This is a genomic window from Streptomyces sp. NPDC107562, from assembly GCF_055657325.1.
This window is the reverse complement of sequence record NZ_JBVKBE010000003.1, coordinates 215,684-233,675: the sequence shown is the minus strand read 5'-3', so window position 1 is coordinate 233,675 and position 17,992 is coordinate 215,684. Positions and strand designations below refer to the sequence as shown.

Sequence of the window (17,992 nt, the reverse complement as noted above, 5' to 3'; positions counted from 1 at the left end):
GGAGAAACATGACGTGCTGCGCAAAAGCCTATCCGCGGCCCTCATCGCCTGCATGTCGGGAACCGGACCCGGTGGCCCGCGGCAGGGGCCGCGGGTGGGTCAGGGCGTGCCGGGCTGCTGGATGCTGTCGCCCCGGTTGTTGAGGGCGACGGAGGTGCCGATGCGGCGGAAGTCGTTCATGACGCCGAACATGGTCTTGTGCGAGGGCAGGAGCGGCAGCAGTGGCAGGAGGGTGGGGTCGGCCGCCAGCGCGGCGTCGAGCATCTCCTTGTACGCGTTGTAGACCCGTGCCGTGTAGCCGGGTTCCGTCGCCGCGTTCAGCCGGTGGTCGTTGCTGACCGCGATGGAGGCGACGTCCATGAGGTAGCAGTCGAACAGGTCGGCGACGTCCTTGGCCGCGGCGCCCCCGGTCCCGCTGCGCGCGAGGACCTGCGCCATCTCCACGACGATCTCGCGGTAGACCCGGTGCCGGGTGCTGCTGGGGTAGGCCGCCATGATGTGGTCGGCCTGCCCGGCGCCCTCCGTGCTCATCGTGCGCGGCGCCTTCAGGTCCGCCAGCCCGGGAACGGTGAGCGGCACGCCCTGGAACATCATCTCCTCGTCGGGGATGTCCCCGTTCCGGGAGGCCAGCGGATGCAGGCCGATCTCGTGCGACAGCATGCCCATCACGTAGCCGATGTCGTACTTCTCGAAGTAGTAGCTGGCCAGGTTGATCTGCACGCCCTCGTCGCCCAGGTCGATCACGTCGGCCGGGGTCTCCGTCGTCCGCACGTGCAGGGTGATGCGGCAGGGTCGACCGGCGATGTAGTCCTTGATCGTCCGGTGCGCCTCCAGCAGTTCGATGATGCGGATGGCCTTCTCTAGGTAGCGGTCGTCCGTGTACTTGAGGTTGGTGAACTCGTAGTTCCCCGACTTGAAGGGGGTCGGGGCCTGCGGCATGCGTGCCGGGACCTCGGGTGCGGCGTCGTCGGCCGGGCGGGGCAGGGAGACCGGGTCCACCCAGACCGACTCACGGAGGGTGGGGGCGCTCGCCGCACGGGCGTCGTCCCAGGGCCCGTCCGTGACCGGCTCGGGGGCGGGGGTCACGTGCCCGACGAGCGCGCCGAGGAGGGCGAGATGACGACCGCGCAGCCCGGCGGCGGCAAGGGTGGGATCCTCGGGCGGCGCGTCCAGGTCGCCCAGGAGGCTGCCCGGGATGTGCGGGCGGTGGGGGGCGTCGGCCTCGCGGTACTCGTCGCGCAAGCCCAGTTGGTGGGTGAGTTCGTGGACGAGTTGGACCGGGGAGGCGTCGGCCCACCAGGTGTGCTGGTCCATCGCCCGGTCCTTGGCGGCCAGGTCCACCGTCAGGTGCGGGTTCTCGGCGGGGTCGACGTACTCGACGGTCACGTTCAGGCGGTCGCCGTTGGGCAGGCGGTACGCCGGGCTGTTCAGGAAATCCCGTACACCCGCGTCGAGTTGCTCGCGGACGTGCGCGACCTCGCCGTCCGTACCGTGCATCGCCACGCGGACGGTGAGGTCGGTGATCCCGTCTCCCCCGTACAAGAAACGGCGGGCGTCGAAGCCCGACCGCACCACGAAACGCGGCCGGCTGTCACGCCGCCCGCGCGGGGTGGGGGCGGTGGGCGACGCGTCCGGGGCGGTGCCGGGCCGGGGCAGGCGCGGGGCGGCGGTCTGGATGCTGTCGCCGCGGTTGGTGAACGTGAAGCTGGCGCCGAGGCCGAGGAAGTTGCCCGTGACCTTCCACCAGACCTTGTCCGGCGGCACCAGTGGCCTTACGGGGCTGTCGTCGGCCAGCTGCGCGGTGAACAGCTCTTTGTAGGCGTTGTAGGCCTTGGCCGTGTTACGGGGCTCCCAGGCCGCGTCCTTGCGCTTGTCGTTGGTGACGGCGATCGTGGCCAGGTCCATCAGGTAGCAGTCGATCAGATCGGTGACGTCCTGGGCCTTCGCGCCCTCCTCCCCCGCCTGGGCCTCCTGCGCCATGTCATGGGCCATCCTCAGGACGATGTCCCGGTGGATCCGGTGTCGGGTGCTGCTGGTGAAGGCGGCCATGATGTGGTCGGCCTGGCCCGCGCCCTCCGTGCTCATCGTGCGGGGCGTCCTCAGGTCCGACAGGCCCGGGACCATGAGCGGGACCCCCTCGAACATGGACTCCTCGACGGGGATGTCCGTCCGGCGCGAGGCGAGGGGGTGCAGGCCGATCTCGTGGGCCAGCATGCCCATCACATAGCCGATGTCGTACTTCTCGAAGTAGTAGCTGGCCAGGTTGATCTGCACGCCCTCGTCACCGAGGTCGGTCACGTCGGCCGGGGTCTCCGTCGTGCGCAGGTGCAGCGTGATGCGGCACGGACGGGTGCCGATGTAGTCGCGGATCGTGTCGTGCTTGCGCAGCAGCTCGATGATCCGGATGGCCTTGTCGCGGTACCGGTCGTCCGTGTGCTTGAGGTTGGTGAACTCGAAGTTCCCCGACCTGAACGGCGTCAGGGCCGGCGTCGGCAGCATGCGGGCGGCGACTTCGGCCGCGCCGTCGGCCGCGCGGGGCAGTGAGACCGGGTCCACCCAGACCGACTCACGGGGGGTGGGGGCGCCGGCCGTGCGGGCCTCCTCCCAGGTCTGATCGGTGGCTGGTTCGGGCACCGCAGGTACGCCCCCGATCAGCGCCCCGAGCAGGGCCAGGTGCCGGCCTCTCAGGCCGGCGGTGGCGAGGGAGGAGTCCTCGGGGGGCGCGTCGAGGTCGCCCAGGAGGCTGCCCGGGATGTGCGGACGGTGCCGGGCGTCGGCGTCGCGGTACTCGTCGCGCAGGCCCAGCTGGTGGGTGAGTTCGTGGACCAGGTGCACCGGGTCGGCGTCCGCCCACCACGTGTGCTGGTCCATCGCCCGGTCCCGGCCCGCGAGATCCACCGTCAGGTGCGGGTCCTCGGACGGGTCGACGTACTCGACGGTCACGTTCAGGCGGTCGCCGTTGGGCAGGCGGTACGCCGGGGAGTTCAGGAACTCCCGTACACCCGCGTCGAGTTGCCCGCGAACATGCGCGACCTCGCCGTCCGTGCCGCGCATCGCCACACGGACGGTCAGGTCGGTGACCGGCTCGTCCCCGAAGGTGAACCGGCGGGCGTCGAAGCCCGACCGCACCACGAAACGCGGGCGGTTGTCACGGGGGGTCGGGGACGCGGGCGACGCGGTCTGTTGCGCGGGGGGCTCGGAGGGGCGCGGGAGCCGTGGGGCGGCCTCGTCCGCCGGGGTGGGCTGCTGGATGCTGTCGCCGCGGTTGTTGGTCGCGAGGCTGGTGGCGAGCTGCGCGAAGTCCCGTACGACGCCGAACAGCCCCTTGTCCGGCGGAAGCAGGGGGCGGGCGGGGCTGTCCTCGGCCATGTGCTGGGCGAGCAGGGCCTTGTAGGCGTTGTAGACCTTGGCGGTGTTCCCGGGCTCCTTCGCCGCGTTCATCCGGTAGTCACTGGTGATCGCGATGGAGGCGACGTCCATCAGATAGCAGTCGATCAGGTCCGTGACGTCCTTGGCCTTGGCCCCCTCCGCGCCGTCCCGCGCGGCCTCGGCCAGCATGTCGGCGGTCTTCAGGACGATGTCGCGGTAGATCCGGTGCCGGGTGCTGCTCGGGAAGGCGGCCATGATGTGGTCGGCCTGGCCGGCGCTGTCCGTGTTCATGGTGCGCGGCGTCCGCAGGTCGCCGAGCCCCGGCACCGGAAGCGGGATGCCCCGGAACATCGCCTCCTCGTCGGGGATGTCCCGGTTGCGGGAGGCGAGGGGGTGGAGGCCGATCTCGTGGGCCAGCATGCCCATGATGTAGCCGATGTCGTACTTCTCGAAGTAGTAGCTGGCCAGGTTGATCTGGACGCCCTCGTCGCCCAGGTCGGTCACGTCGGCCGGGGTCTCGGTCGTGCGCAGGTGCAGGGTGATGCGGCAGGGGCGGGTGCCGATGTAGTCCCGGATCGTCGGGTGGTCCCCGAGCAGTTCGATGATCCGGACCGCCTTGTCGCGGTACCGCTCGTTCGTGTGCTTGAGGTTGGTGAACTCGAAGCGCCCCGACCGGAACGGTGTGAGGGTCGCGGTCTGCGGCATGCGGGCCGCGGCTTCGGTGGTCGTCGTGCCGTCGGCGGGTCGGGGCAGGGAGACCGGGTCGACCCAGACGGACTCGCGGGTGACCGGTGCGGTGGCGGTGCGAGCCGCTTCCCAGGCCTGCTCCCCCTTCGGCCGAGGCTGCGGGGGCACGTTGCCGACCAGTGCGCCGAGCAGGGCGAGGTGCCGGCCGCGCAGGCCCGAAGCGGCGAGGGAGGAGTCCTCGGGCGGCGCGTCCAGGTCGCCCAACAAGCTGCCCGGGATGTGCGGGCGGTGCGGGGCGTCGGCGTCCCGGTACTCGTCGCGCAGGCCCAGCTGGTGACTCAGTTCGTGGACGAGCTGGACCGGGGAGGCGTCGGCCCACCAGGTGTGCTGGTCCATCGTCCGTTCCCGGTCCACGAGGTCGACGGTCAGGTGCGGGTACTCGGACGGGTCGACGTGCTCGACGGTGACGTGCAGTCGGTCACCGTTGGGGAGGCGATGGCGGCGCTCGTTCAGGAACTCGGCGACACCCGCGGCGAGCTGGTCGAACACACGGGCCGCCTGTCCGTCCGTGCCGCGCAGCGCGACACGGACGGTGAGGTCGGTGACCGGCTCGCCGTCGAAGGTGAACCGGCGCGCGTCGAATCCCGAACGTACGACGAAACGGGGGCGGTTGTCGCGGGGGCCCCGCGGCCTCGGCGTGCGCGACGACGGCTCCGTGCCGGAGTCCGGCCGGGGCAGTCGCGGGCCGACGGTCTGGATGCTGTCGCCCTGGTTGTTGAACGTGAAGCTCGTACCGAGACCCAGGAAGTTGTTCGTGACGCCGAACATGCCCTTGTCCGCGGGGAGCAGTGGCCGCACCGGGCTGTCCTGCGCGAGCCGGGCGGCGAACATCTCCTTGTAGGCGTTGTAGACCCTCGCCGTGTACCGGGGCTCCCAGGCCGCGCTCTTGCGGTTGTCGTTGGTGACGGCGATCGTGGCGAGGTCCATCAGGTAGCAGTCGATCAGATCGGTGACGTCCCTGGTGCTCGCGCCCTCCTCGCCCGCCGCGGCCTCCTCCGCCAGGAGATGCGCCATCCTCGCGACGATGTCGCGGTACGTGCGGTGCCTCGTGCTGCTGGGGAACGCCGCCATGACGTGGTCGGCCTGCCCCGCGCCCTCGGTGTTCATGGTGCGCGGGTTCTTGAGGTCCGCCAGCCCCGGCACCGTCAGCGGGACGCCCGCGAACATGGACTCCTCGTCGGGGATGTTCGTGTCCCGGGAGGCGAGGGGGTGCAGGCCGATCTCGTGGGCCAGCATCCCCATGATGTAGCCGATGCCGTACTTCTCGAAGTAGTAGCTGGCCAGGTTGATCTGCACGCCCTCGTCACCGAGGTCGGTCACGTCGGCCGGGGTCTCCGTCGTGCGCAGGTGCAGCGTGATGCGGCACGGACGGGTGCCGATGTAGTCGCGGATCGTGTCGTGCTTGCGCAGCAGCTCGATGATCCGGATGGCCTTGTCGCGGTACCGGTCGTCCGTGTGCTTGAGGTTGGTGAACTCGAAGTTCCCCGACCTGAACGGCGTCAGGGCCGGCGTCGGCGGCATGTGCGCCGGGACCTCGGGCGCGGGGTCGGCGTCGTCGTCCCGGTCGTGGTCGGAGCCGAGGGCCATCTCGGCGTCCGTGTCCACGCCCGGGTCGGTGGTGGGGGCGTTCCCGGACAGCGTGCTCAGGTCGAGCGCCTCCTCCTCGGCGGGCAGGCCGGGGGTGTCGCCGCCCGGCGGGGACGGGGGCAGCGGGACGGCGGCCGGGTCACGCTCGTTCCCCGGGGGCCGGGGTGCGGGGGTGCGCGGGATCAGGGGGACGAAGTCGCCGCCGCGGCGGCGCAGGCGCAGGTGCGGGCCGCTCTCGCCGGACGGGCCGGGGTAGGTGTGTGCGGTGCCGTTCTCCTCGACCAGGGTGACGGTGGTGCCCGTCGCGGCTGCCGCCCAGCGGGCGACGGCGCGGTCGGCGTCGGGTCCCCAGGGGGCGTCGGCGAGGTGGCGGCGCAGGTGGCCGTCGCGGGCCTGGCTGCTCGGTGCGGGCGCGCCGGGGCGCTGCCGGAGCGGTGGGGGCGTGAAGAGGGAGTCCCGCTCGGCCGGGTCGCCCGGAAGGCCGTTCAGGCGCATCAGTCGGGCGGGCGGGGATGCGGCGCGGGTGCGCAGTCTCGTCGCCTCGTGGCTGTCCAGGCCGGGCTGGTCGGCGGCCTGGCGCAGGGCCGTGGAGAGCGCGGCGAAGAAGCCGTTCCCGCGGCCGGCGGGGGTGCCTTGGGTGTAGGTGGCGCCGTCGGGCGCGGTGAGGACCCCGTCCCGGGCGAGGCGGTAGCGCGGTCCTTCGCTGTCGGCGGGCGGCAGCCAGGGCGGGGTGGAGTGGCTGCGGTGGGCGGGCGGCCGCCCCGAAGCCGCGGGCGTGGTGGCCGCGTTGGTGCCGCCGTCCGTCGTGGCCGCGGGAGCGGGAAGCGCGGTGGCGACCGGCGGCGCGGTGCCGGGCGGGAGGGCGGCGTGGAAGTAGCCGTCGGCGGTGAACAGGACCGGATCACCGGCCCGGTCGACGGCGGCCGGGTCGGTGCCGTGCGGCAGGAACAGCTGCGCGTGGCCCTCGCCGGTCACCACGGTGAGCGGGGTGCCCAGGACCCGGGCGGCCAGGGCGGGCAGCAGGTCGGCGCCGCCGTGGTCGCCCGCGCGGCGCTCGGGCGGGGCGGGTTCGCCGTCCGCTCGCCCGTCGTCCGGCCGCGGCTCGCTCGTGAAGGGGCGGAGCATCGCCGCGGTGGCCAGTCGCACGCGCTGCGCGGGCGTCGGCCAGAAGGTCTGCGGGAGGCGGCCGAACGCGTCGAACTCGGCCTGCTGCGGCGGCGTCAGCCGCACCCCGGCGACGTCCAGTTCGTCCTGGGTGAAGGTGTCCGCGGCGTCCAGGGCAAGGGCGTCGAGCAGGTCCGTGTTGCTGTCCTCGCCCAGCGCCCAGGCGAGGCGGTCGCGGGCGGCGCGGACGGCCCGCTCGGTGACCGCCGGGTCGCCCGGCGCGGCCGTGAAGCGGTCGGCGAGACCGCTGCCCAGCAGATGGGGCAGCCGGCCCCGTGCTGCGGCGGCGGCGAGCAACGCGTGGAAGAAGGAGGCGCCGTCGTGCGGCATGTCGTGCAGCTCGCGCACGGTGGTGCCGTCGGGTGAGGTGAGGGTGCGCGGGCCGGGGCCGGTGCCGTCGGTGACGGTGTACGGCTCGGGTGCCTCGGAGCGCCAGTCCGGCGCCGTGTACGCCTGCGGCCGGTCCGGTACCTGGACGGTGGCCGAGCCCTGGTGGTGGGCGGTGAGGCGGGTGGCGGCGAGGTGGAGGCGGTGGTGGTCGGCGGCGGCCGCGCCGGCGCGCTCCTCCCAGCGGCGTACGTCCTCACGGGCGGCCTGCCAGGCGGCGACGGCCGGGGACTGTGCCATGGCCTGCGGGAGGACGGTCGGGCGGTCGGGGTGGTCGTCGCCGAGCGCGGCCTGTTCCTCCGCGCTCAGGTCGAGCCAGGTCTCGCGGGCCCGCGCCCGGGCGTCGTAGTACCCCTTGTCGGCCGCGGCGAGGTCGGCGGCCGCCTTGGCCATGTCGTCCCAGGCCGCGCCGACCTCGTCGGGGAAGGTGGTGTCGTCCAGGAGGCCGTGGTCGCGTGCGAGGTCCTCGCGCAGCCAGACCAGGGCGGTGGTCTCGGCCTCGGCGGCACGCGGGCCGCGCTTGGCCTTGCCGAGGGCGTGCAGCGGGCGGCTGTCGGTGACCCGGTGGTCCACCTCGGCCACCGTCAGCCAGCTCACCGGCACGGCGAAGAGCATGCTGCGGTCGGTGACGACCTTGAGGTGGGTGCCGAGGGTGGTGTCCACGGTCCCCTTGAGGGCGGTCCCGTCGTTGGCGCCGCCGATGGGGACGCTCGCGCCCGGGTTGGTGACGCCCGCGTTGCTGTTGCCCGCCAGCGGCGAGGTGCCCACCGTGCCCTCGACGTTGTCGGTGATGCCGGCCTCCATGGCGTCGGAGGTCTTGGTGCGCTGCATGGCCTCCATGCGGGGCTTGCTCTCCACGGCGAGCAGCCGGGCGCCGCGGCGGTGCATCTTCGCGTAGAGGCGGGAGTCGGCGGTGTGGGACTGGCCGAAGAGGCGGGCGGAGGCCTGCGTGGGCAGCGGTGTGCCGCTCGCGCCGAGCGCCTCGCGGAAGCCGGCGGTCAGGCCTACCTGCGTGGTGGCCTCCTGCTGGGCCTGGGCGGGGGCGGTGCCGAGGCCGGTGAGGGGGGTGAGGCGGGCCATGCGGACGCGTTCGGTGAGGACCTTGCCGGTGTGCCGCTTGCCGAGGTCGCCGTCGCCGAGGCCGTCGGCGCGGGCGGTGGCGAGCGTCAGGGCGTCGTGCACGTTGGCCGCGCCGCGGATGTCCACGGCGAGGATGCCGGAGCCGATGCGGTCGTCGAAGGTCAGCACGTCCGGGTCGTCGGCGCCGCGCCAGGAGGAGATGCCGTTCGGGCGCGCCTGATCGGCCGTCAGCATCCGTACCGCGCGCTCGGGTTCCGGCACGTCCTGCTCGGTGAGCGCGCCGTCGGCGCCGTCGCCGTCCGGGGTGAGCAGGCCGGCCGGGAGGATCTCGTGGAGGCTGCCGACCGGGGCGAAGGCGCGTGGGGAGAGCGGCCGGCCGGTGGCGTCCGCCATGGTGACGGTCAGGACGTAGCTGGTGACGATCTCGGCGTGGGCCTGGGTGGTGGCGATGTTCGGCATCGCGGTGCTGCCCGCGGTCTCGGTGCGGGTGCTCGACCGCTGCTTGGCGGCGGTGCCCTGCAGCGAGGGGGCGGCGGCGAGGACGCCGCCGCCCGCCGCGCGTTCGGAGGCGCTGAGGGTCACGTCGGCGCCGCGGTCCTGGGAGCCGGCGGCGGAGTCGTCGCGGGCCGTGGTGCGGTAGTCCTCCAGCTCGATGCCGGTGCGCAGTCGTTGCACGGTGGTGGTGACCGGGGTCAGCTTGAAGCGGACCTGTGCGGGGCTGCCGCCGACCGGCAGCCGGAGCGGGCTGGACCAGGTGCGGTGACGGACGGGCAGGGTCATCCCGTCGGTCGTCAGCTCGTGCAGATGGGCGCGGAGGAAGTCCGGGGAGAGCCGCTGGAGGACCTGCTCCCGGTCGTGCGAGGGTACGCCGATCTTCTCGAGCCGCCCCATCAGCTGCCGTGCCGCCTGGCTCGCGTCGAGCCGTCCGCTGGGGTGGGTGGGGAAGCGGCGGCCCCGCAGGAACGGCGGCAGCCGGTAGCCGCCGCCCAGGTTGCGCGGCGTGGTGGTGCCCAGGCCGTCCGGGGCGAGCCCGGTCTCGATGGCGTCCTGCATCGGCAGGTGGAACATCACCGCGTCCGCGACGCGGTGGAGGGCGGCGGCGGCCCGGCGCGGGGACAGGCCGCGTCCCAGACGCCCGGAGAGCCGGCCGGCCGCGCCGCTGATCCGGGCTCCGGCGCGGGTGCCGACCGCGCCCATGGCGGCCGTCCAGCGGTCCCGCACGGCGACGGTCTCGGCCGCGTCGGCGACCACCAGGTACATCCGCCCGGCGTACGTGAGGGTGGTGTTGCGTCCCCGGGTGAGGGTCTGCGAGACGCTGCGGCCCTTGCCCCAGGCGTACTGGAGGGCGGTCGCGTAGGAGCCGACCACCGGCGGTCCGCCGGGGGCCTGCTGGAGGGGCATGTCGGCGCCCTGGAGGCCGAGGGTGGTGCGGGAGACGGTGCTGGCGCCGGCGGCGACGCGGTGCTCGTTGCCGATGGTCGCTTCGAGGGTGGCGGGCTTCGGGTCGCTCTTGACGCGCAGGTTGTGCAGTTCGCCGCGGACGGCGGCCTTCAGGTAGTGGGTCTGGAGCGGCCCGGCGCCGTTGAGTCCGGTGACACGGGCGCCGAACGGCCCCAGGTACTGGCCGAGTTGACCGGCCACGTTGAGGTTGGCCATCGCCCGGCGCAGCGCGGTGCGCACCGGGGCGCCGGGCGCGCCGACGTGCCAGGACGCGCCCGAGGCGCGGTCGGCGGTGTCCTGCGCGAGCTGCTGGCGGGCGGGGCCGCCCTCGGTGCTGAGGACCACGTGCGGAGCGCTGAGCAGCTTGCCGGTGAGCTGCTGGTCGGCCGCCTGTGTTCTCGGCAACGGACGGGTGCCGTCGAGGAGTTGGTCGGCCTCGGTGGCGGAGAGCCGCTGGGGGGCGGGGGCGGGCGCCGGTGCCGGGCCGCCGGGCGGCGGGTCGGCGGGGGCGTGGCGGTCGGATCCGTGCGCCGCGGGCACGGCCAGCTCCACCCGGCCCACGGTCTCGCTGCCCCGGGTGAACAGCGGGCGCTCCTCGACCTTGCTGACGAAGACGCCGGCGCCGAGCAGCCCGACGGAGGCGAGGCGGGCCCACCCGCGGGGGCGCCGGTGGCCCTCGAAGGAGGCGCCGAGTTCCACCTGGTAGCTGTAGAGGTCGGCGCCGTTCTGGAACATCAGGTGGTCGTGAGTGACCGCGACCGTGCTGCGGGTGGCCTTCTGGTCGGTCTTGGCGTAGCGGATGCCGAGGGAGACGTTGCCGGTCTGGCGGGGCACCCCGGCCTCCGGCGCCTTGTCGTGGTCCCGGGGCGAGATGCCCAGTTCGACGCCGCTGGAGAGGGTCGTGGACGCCTGCTGGCCCTGGCCGGAGATCTCGGTGCCGATCACCGCGTTGCGCAGCGAGCGTTCGCTCATGGTGGTCTCGAAGCGCCGGTCGGAGAGCCGTGCCCGCAGGATCAGCGTGTGGTGGCCGCGGCGCACCTTGCCGTCCTCGGTGAGGGTGACCGGCACGCCGGTGGTGGTCAGATCGTCCAGACTCTGCGCGAGGGTGGGCCGGTTGAGCGCCTCGCGCACCTGCCGGTCGTTGTGCAGCGCGGTCCGCATCCGCCCGTCGCCGTACCAGAACTTCGCCAGTCGCGGGTGCCGCAGCATCAGCGGCGGGACGAACAGCGACGGGTACGAGCGGTGCAGGGTGTCCAGTACCGAGTCGGCGAAGGCCCGCATGGGGTCCGGTGGGGCGGGACGGCCCGCTGGGGCGGGAGGACCCTCTGGGGCGGGATGGCCCGGTACGGCGTTCTGGGCGCGGTCGGGGCGGAAGCCCTCGGCGCGGACCTGGCCGCTGAGGTGGACGGGGTCCTCGCGGGTGAGGTACCACGGCACCGGCGGCTCGGCGTCCGGGTCGGGGCCCGTCCGGCCGGGCGTACGGCTGTCCCAGCCCGCGAGCCGGCGGGCGTCCTGGGTGGACATCCAGTCCAGGCTGACCACCCGGACGGGGCGGGCCGCGGAGGCCGCTTCGCCCGCCTTGCGCACCATCAGGGTGCGCTCCACCCGGTAGAGCGCCACCGGGTGGTTGCGGACGCGTCCGGTGGTCTTGCGGGCCGCGTCGGTGCCGAGATGGTGGCCCCGTCCGGTGCTGAGGTCCGCGCGGACCAGCGGGCCGCCCTGGAGCCGTACGTCGGTCTCCGGACCGGCGAGGGTGTAGTTGGGCCCGGCGGTGACCTGGATGCCGAAGCGGGTGTCGCGGGCGTGGCCGCGTTCGTTCTGGTACGTGGTCTGGGTGAGGTCGCGCAGTTCCGCCTTGACGGACTCGGTGACCAGGGTGGCCCGGTGCGGGATCGACCGCTCGACGATCAGGTGCCCGAGCGGGTGCTGCCCGCTCCCCCGGGTCAGTTCGGGTCCGCTCACGGGACCGGAGAACCGGCCGAACAGGGCGAGCAGCCGACCCGGCCGGACGTACGAGACGAGGGTGCGGTGCGCCGAACTGCCGGGCCGGGCGCCGTAGACGGCGAGCGCGAGGTCCTCCGGCGGGTCCGTCAGGTGCAGTGCGGTGGTGTCGGCGACGCGCGGCTCGACCCCGTCGGGGAAGGTGAGCGTCTCGGGCGCCCTGCGGGGGCCCTTGAAGGGCACGGTGAGGTCGTCCGGCAGCCGCCAGCTCAGCCCGTCCCGCAGGGCGAACTCCGCGGTGTGCGCCGGGGTGCGCTGCCAGCGGGGGGCAGTCGCGGGGGCGGTGTCGCCCGGGCCTGAGGTCTGCGGGGCCTCGGTGACCCGGTCCACCCGCACCCGGTAGTGGACGTCGTCCAGGTGCAGGTGGGAGCCCTCCACGGCGCGGTACTCGGTCTGGTGGTAGGCCTGGGTGCCCTGGGTGTAGTCGGTCCTGCGGGTCCAGCCCAGGGAGACGCCGATCTTCAGCAGCCAGCTGAGCGGCGGGCCCATGCTCAGCGCGGCGGCGATCCGGCGCCCGTAGCCGACGCTGCGCCCGCCGCCCGTACCGGCCTGGCCACGCCGCATGGTGTCCAGCCGGACGGTGCCGCCGCCGACGTCGGAGAAGCGTTCCCAGCGGTGGTAGGGAACGGCCTCGACGGTCATCTCGAGTCCGACGCCGGACTTCTCCCGGCCCACGAGGCGCGCGCCGCGCGATGCGGTGAACGCGCCGGGCTGGTCGGTCAGCAGGCGCAGCAGCTCCGTCTCGTCGAACCGGGCGCGCAGCTTCTTCGGCAGCTTCCCGAGGATCTCCGCGGCCACCTGCTCGGGCGAGCGCAGGGTGAGGACACCGGGCCCGGTGAGGAGTCCGGTCGGGCCGGTGTCCGTGCGGCCGCCCGGACTTCCGGCGTCCGGACCGGAGTCCGGGCTGAGCAGTACGGCGGGCAGCCTGCTGCCGTCCTCGAAGGTGACGGTACGCGGAGCCGGGCCCGGCGGCCGGGCGTCCGGGCCGGTCAGCAGCCGTGCCGGACGGTGCCGTTCGAGCTGGGTCTCCAGCGGCACCGGGTCGCCCCGGTCGGGGGTCTCGGGCGCGGGACTGTCGAGGTCGGTGATCCCGCCCATGGCACGCAGCCACTCGTCGAAGGGGCCGGCGTCCTCCGTCTCCTCCGTGACCGGCTCGGGGCCGGTGGTGCCGGTGTCGGGCACGGGGGTGAGCGGTGCCGTGGCCGGGACCAGGGCGTCGTAGTGGTCGCTGCCGTTGTAGGCGAGGTGCAGGATGCCGCCCTGTCCGCCCGGGTGGAGGGTGGTGACGAGGGTGTTCCCGGGTGCCTGCGGGTCGGGCTGGACGAGCCGCAGGTCGAGGTCGAGGGTGTGCGCCAGCGCCTGCGGGAGCAGGTCGGCGAAGGGGGAGGACCACAACTCGGGGAGCTCCGCCGCCGCGGCGAGGAGTTCCTCGGTGCCGAGCCGCCTCGCGTCGGCGGGTGTGGGCGCCACGTCGGCGAGGTGCGGGTAGCCGCTGTCGCGCAGGACGCGCCGCCACTGGCGGGCGTCGCCGTCGGTGACGACCGTCCGCGCGATCCGGTTCCAGCGCTCGGTGATCCGGCGCCGCGCGTCCGCGTCCCGTACCCCGGCGAGGGCGGTCATCCGCAGGTCGTCCACGACGGCGAGCACCGGGTCCGGGGTCGCCTCCGCGGCGGCGGCGGCCAGTTCGGACCCGGTGATCCGGTCCCGCAGCAGGCGGCGCAGCCCCGCGACGTTCCGCGCCGCCCAGGCGGGCGGTACGTCCTGGCCGCGCGCGCTGTCGAGCAGCGCGCGGAAGAGGCAGTTCCCGTCCGCGCGGGTGTCCAGCCGCCGCAAAGCGAGGCCGTCGACGTGCACGGTGTCCGCCGGGTCGGGGGTCGCGGCGGCACCCTTGCTGAACAGGTCCAGGTCCTCGGCGAGGCTCTCCGCGCGGCCCGGCGCGGGTGCCAGGTCGGGTCTGCGGCGGGCGAGTTCGGCGGTGTCCTCGGGGCTCAGGGCCAGTTCGGACAGCGGCAGGGGGGTGCTGGAGAGCGACCAGGTGACCTGGGCGGAGGGCGCGTAGGCGAGGCCCCGCACGTCCTCCGGCGAGACCAGGGTGTGCGGCGGGAGGGCGGGCGGCGGCGGGGGCAGCAGCGCGTCGAGCGTGGTCCCGGGTCCGGCGGTGCCTCGCAACTCGGCCGCGGCGCGCAGGAATGCGGTGTACTCCTCGGCCGTGGGGGCGGACGCCGGGTCGGAGGTGGCGCCCGCCGTGGTGCCGCGCCGGTCGACGACCATCCGGCGCAGCAGGTCCGGGGTCATCCGGCCGTCGCCGTAGCGGGCCGCGGCGTCGGGGCTGAGCCAGCGCAGGCCGTCCACATGGGCGAGCCCCGCGAGCAACTCCCGGTTCTCAGGGCGCTGTTCGGCGTCCGGGCCGAGGGCGTCGCGCAGGGTGCGGATCTGCTGGAGGGTACGGGCCCGGGCGAAGGCGTCGGCGGGCTCGGGGCCCGCGTGCAGGCCGGCGTCGCGCGCCAGCCCGTCCAGGTCGGCGCCGCCGGGCTCCGGGGTGAACAGCCGCCACCGGCCGGGCCCCTCCGGTCCCTCCGTGAGCACCGCACGGACGTCGCCGTCCCGGTCGCGTGCGGTGCCCACCTCGGTGGTCGGCGCGTACACGGGGCGACCGGTGCGGTTCGCCACGTGCTGCGCCACCGGGAGCCCCGCCACCTCGGGCTGCCGTCCCGTCTCGCAGGAGAACAGCACCAGCGGGCGGTCCTGATCGCCGTCCCGCGCCCAGGACTTGAGCACCTCACCGAGCTGCACACCGCTGACCTTCACGGTCGGGTGCGCCGCGTCGTCGGTGCCGAGCGTGACGGTACGGGGGGTGCCGTGCCCGGCGAAGTAGTCGGCGCCGTGCTCGGTGCCCGAGCCGGGCAGCGGAGTCGGCGGGCCGGTGAACACCGTGCGGGGCGCGGGGGGATCGGGGTCGGCGGGACCGGTGGCGGTGGGAGCGGTGGGGAGGGGAGCCGAGGTCGTGCGCACACCGCGGAAGGTGTCCTGGCCCAGCAGGGCCCGCCGCGCCGCGCCGTGCGCCGTGTCGTCCTGGGCCGGGCTCTGGGAGATGGTCAACGTCTGTACGGCACGCCCCGGCCGGGGCGTGTGGGCCGCGTCCGGCACCCAGCGCCGTACCTGCGCGAGAGGCACCGTGAGGCCGTCCAGGGTGGTGACGGCCGGCTCGTGCGCGGTCCGGGCGGGTCCGTTCCCCTGGTCAGTGGCGCCGGTGCCGTCCGCGGGCCGTACGACGATCCGCGCCGGCGGCGGGGGCGGGGCCGCCACGAGGGGGGCCGGCGTGGACCGGTCGGGCGTGGACTGGTCCGGCGTGGTGGGCGGGGGCGGCGGAGCGCCGTCGTCCGCGTTGTCCTCTTGGCCCGACTCCAGGTGCAGGTCGGTCGCCGGTTCGGTCCAGGGCCGGGACAGGGTGGCGAGCTTGGCGGCGGGGGGTTCGGCGCGGACGGTGGAGTCCTGCGCGGTGCCGTCGCCGGGTACCGGGGTGGAGGTCTCCGTGACCACCTTGAGCGCCTTCGGCGGCGGCTCGGCCCGCGGGGTGGTCACCGGTTCGCCGTCGGTCGTCGCGTCGCTCAGGGTGGCGGGGCGGGCCGTGGTGCCGAGGGCATCGGCCAGCGGCAGCAGGACGTCGGCGCCGGGGAAGGCGGTGCGCATGTCCTCCGTGCTGCCGTCCGGCGCCGGCGGGAGCGGCAGAGCGGTGAGCGGGCGGACCCGGACGGGGGCGCCGGGGCTCTCGCGGGTCAGCTCCACGGCGGCGCGCACCGGGCGTCCCGCACCGTCGGGCGCGCCCGCAGGACCGAGCACCACGGCCCGGTCCGTCCCGGCCCGGTCCAGCAGGTCGGCGGCTTCCGGCGACCCCTCCCCCGGCGGCGACCCCTCGGACACCACGATCGTCAGCGGCGGCGCCGAGGTCATGTGCCCGGTGTCCCGCGCGTCGCCGGTGTCCCGTACGTCGCCGGTCGCGTTCACGTCGTCGGCGGCGGTGTACGAGCCGGTGGTGTCCACCTTGGGCGGAGCGGCGGCGAGGACGGACGGGGCGGTGGTGTCCGTGGAGGTCGTGCTCGCCGTGGACGCGTCGGCTTCCGTGGACGAGTCGACCGCCGTGGACGAGTCGACCGCCGTGGACGAGTCGGCCTCCGTGGACGAGATGGTCTCCGGAGCGGAGGGCGTGGAGGTCGTGGACTCCGTGGTGGTCGAGGACTCCGTGGAGGTACCCGGCCGACCGCCGTTGCTCGAGCCGGGCGTACTGGTGCCCGACCCGGGCGTGGTGGTGCCCGACCCGGGCGTGGTGGTGCCGGTGGGCGCCTGGGTGGCGACGGGGCCGCCGGTCCCCGGGCCGGGGGCCACGGCAGTGCGCTCGTCCTGCCCGGACACCTCGACGTCCGAGGAGAACGGGGTCTCCACCGTGACCGGCGTACCGAACGCGTCGAGGGCGCGGCGGACCTGGTCGGCGTCGACCTCGGCGGCGGGACTGTTCCCGGCGGGTACGACCCTGACCTCGGGCAGCTGCGACAGGTTGGTGTGCAGGCCGTCGCGGACGCCGATCTCCGTGCTGCCGGGCGGCTGGGCGCCGCGCAGAGCGGCGAGGTCGCGCAGGGCCTGCTCGCGGACCTCCGCGGGGCCGCTGTGGACCTGCTGCCACAGCGCGTTCTCGGCGGCGGTGAAGGGCAGCGTGCCCGGCGAGTACGGCGGCGGGTCCTGGGTGGTGTAGGCGGGCGGGTCCTGGGTGGTGTGGGCAGGCGTGTACGGCGGGGGGTCCTGCGCGAGGTCGGCGCCGGTGTTCGCGGGGGTGGCGCCGCCGGCGGAGCCCGTGGTCGAGGGACCGCCGGTGCGGCCGGCGCCGTCGCCGTCCTGCGAGCGGGCGGAGCCGGTGGTGTCCCGCGAGTCCGTGTCCCCGTCCGTGTCGGAGGAGACGGTGGGCGGCGGCTGGTTGCGCAACGTGTCGATGACGTGCCGCAGTTCGGCCCCGCTGTTCAGGGCGGTGTCGGTGAGCGTGGCCTCGACCTGGCTGCTGATGCCCGCGCCGACGAAGGTGGACCAGCTGGTGGACCAGTCGCCGTCGAAGGCGCCCTTGATGAGGATCTCCGCGAGTGCCTCGCCGGCGCCGGCGGCGAGGAAGTCGGCCGTCCCCTTGAGCCCGTAGTGGCCGGCCAGCGCGCCCGGGCGGTCGGCGTTGTTGCGCAGGATCTGGTTGTTGCGCCACAGGTCGGGGTTGTTCCGGAAGGAGAGCGGGCCGTCGCGGAACGTCAGCGGCGTGTTGTTCGTGAGGTGGGGACCGTTGCCGTTCGGGGTGGGGCCGGGGCGGTCGTTCGGGCCGGGACCAGGACCGGGACCGGGGTCCGGCTTGGGGGTGGGGCCGTCGCTCTTGAAGTCGAGGTCCGGGTTGTTCCGCCAGTTGGGGTTGTTCTTGAAGTCGAGGTCCGGCCCGTTCTTCAGGAAGTTGTGGTCGTAGCTCTTGACGATGTTCTTCGCGAAGTTGTCGAAGATGCTGGTCAGGAAGCCGGCCGCGGCACCGAACGCGGCGGACTTGAGGATGTCGTTCCAGTCGAAGCCGTCGGGGCGGCGGCCGTCGGGAGCGAAGTTCATCATCGCGAGGCGCACCGCGAAGGTGGTGAACGCCTCGGCGAACGCCTCGGTCAGCGAGGGCGCTATGTGCAGCCGCTGGAGCAGATGGCTGAGCGTGGTGAGGATGAGGAAGCGGCTGCGCAGCTTGGCCATCATGATCTGGCTGGCCGACAGACCGCCGGTGAAGAAGGACATCGCCAGGTAGAGGGCGATCTCGATGAGCAGCCGGATGACCTCGGCGATGACCTGCCACTTGGACTCCATGATGTCCATGGAGGTCTTGCGCCGGCCCTCGGCGATCTTGTCGAGCTGTTCGGCGAAGTCGCGCAGGTAGTTCCGGCCGGCGTCGTCGATGAGCATGCCCATGGCCCTGGCGTACGACTTGGAGAGGTCGTCGGGCATCACCTCGGCGATGTCGTGGACCGACTTGTCGATCAGCGAGGAGAGCCGGTCGAGCTTGCGACCGAGGCCGGAGTAGGGCCGGCGGCTCTCGTAGGCGAGGTCCTCGTCGGCGTCGATGAGCTTCTCCCCGGTGAGGATGAAGATCATCGCGTTGACCTCGGGCGATGCCTGGATGCTCATCCGGGGCCGTCCTGGAGACCGTGCGGGCAGGACG

1 protein-coding gene is annotated in these 17,992 nt (G+C 74.1%); it reads right to left on the bottom strand.

Going from position 1 to position 17,992, the window contains the following annotated elements; all coding sequences use genetic code 11:
• Positions 1 to 99: 99 nt before the first annotated feature.
• Entirely contained in the window at positions 100 to 17,958 is a 17,859-nt protein-coding gene (locus tag ACZ7LV_RS11330; RefSeq protein WP_471938116.1) for a hypothetical protein, read from the bottom strand.
• Between the last annotated feature and the right edge of the window lie 34 nt (positions 17,959 to 17,992).

What these genes read in the sequence shown, in the direction of transcription:
- ACZ7LV_RS11330 (WP_471938116.1), bottom strand. Translation starts at nt 17,958, where the DNA reads ATGAGCATCCAGGCATCGCCCGAGGTCAACGCGATGATCTTCATCCTC.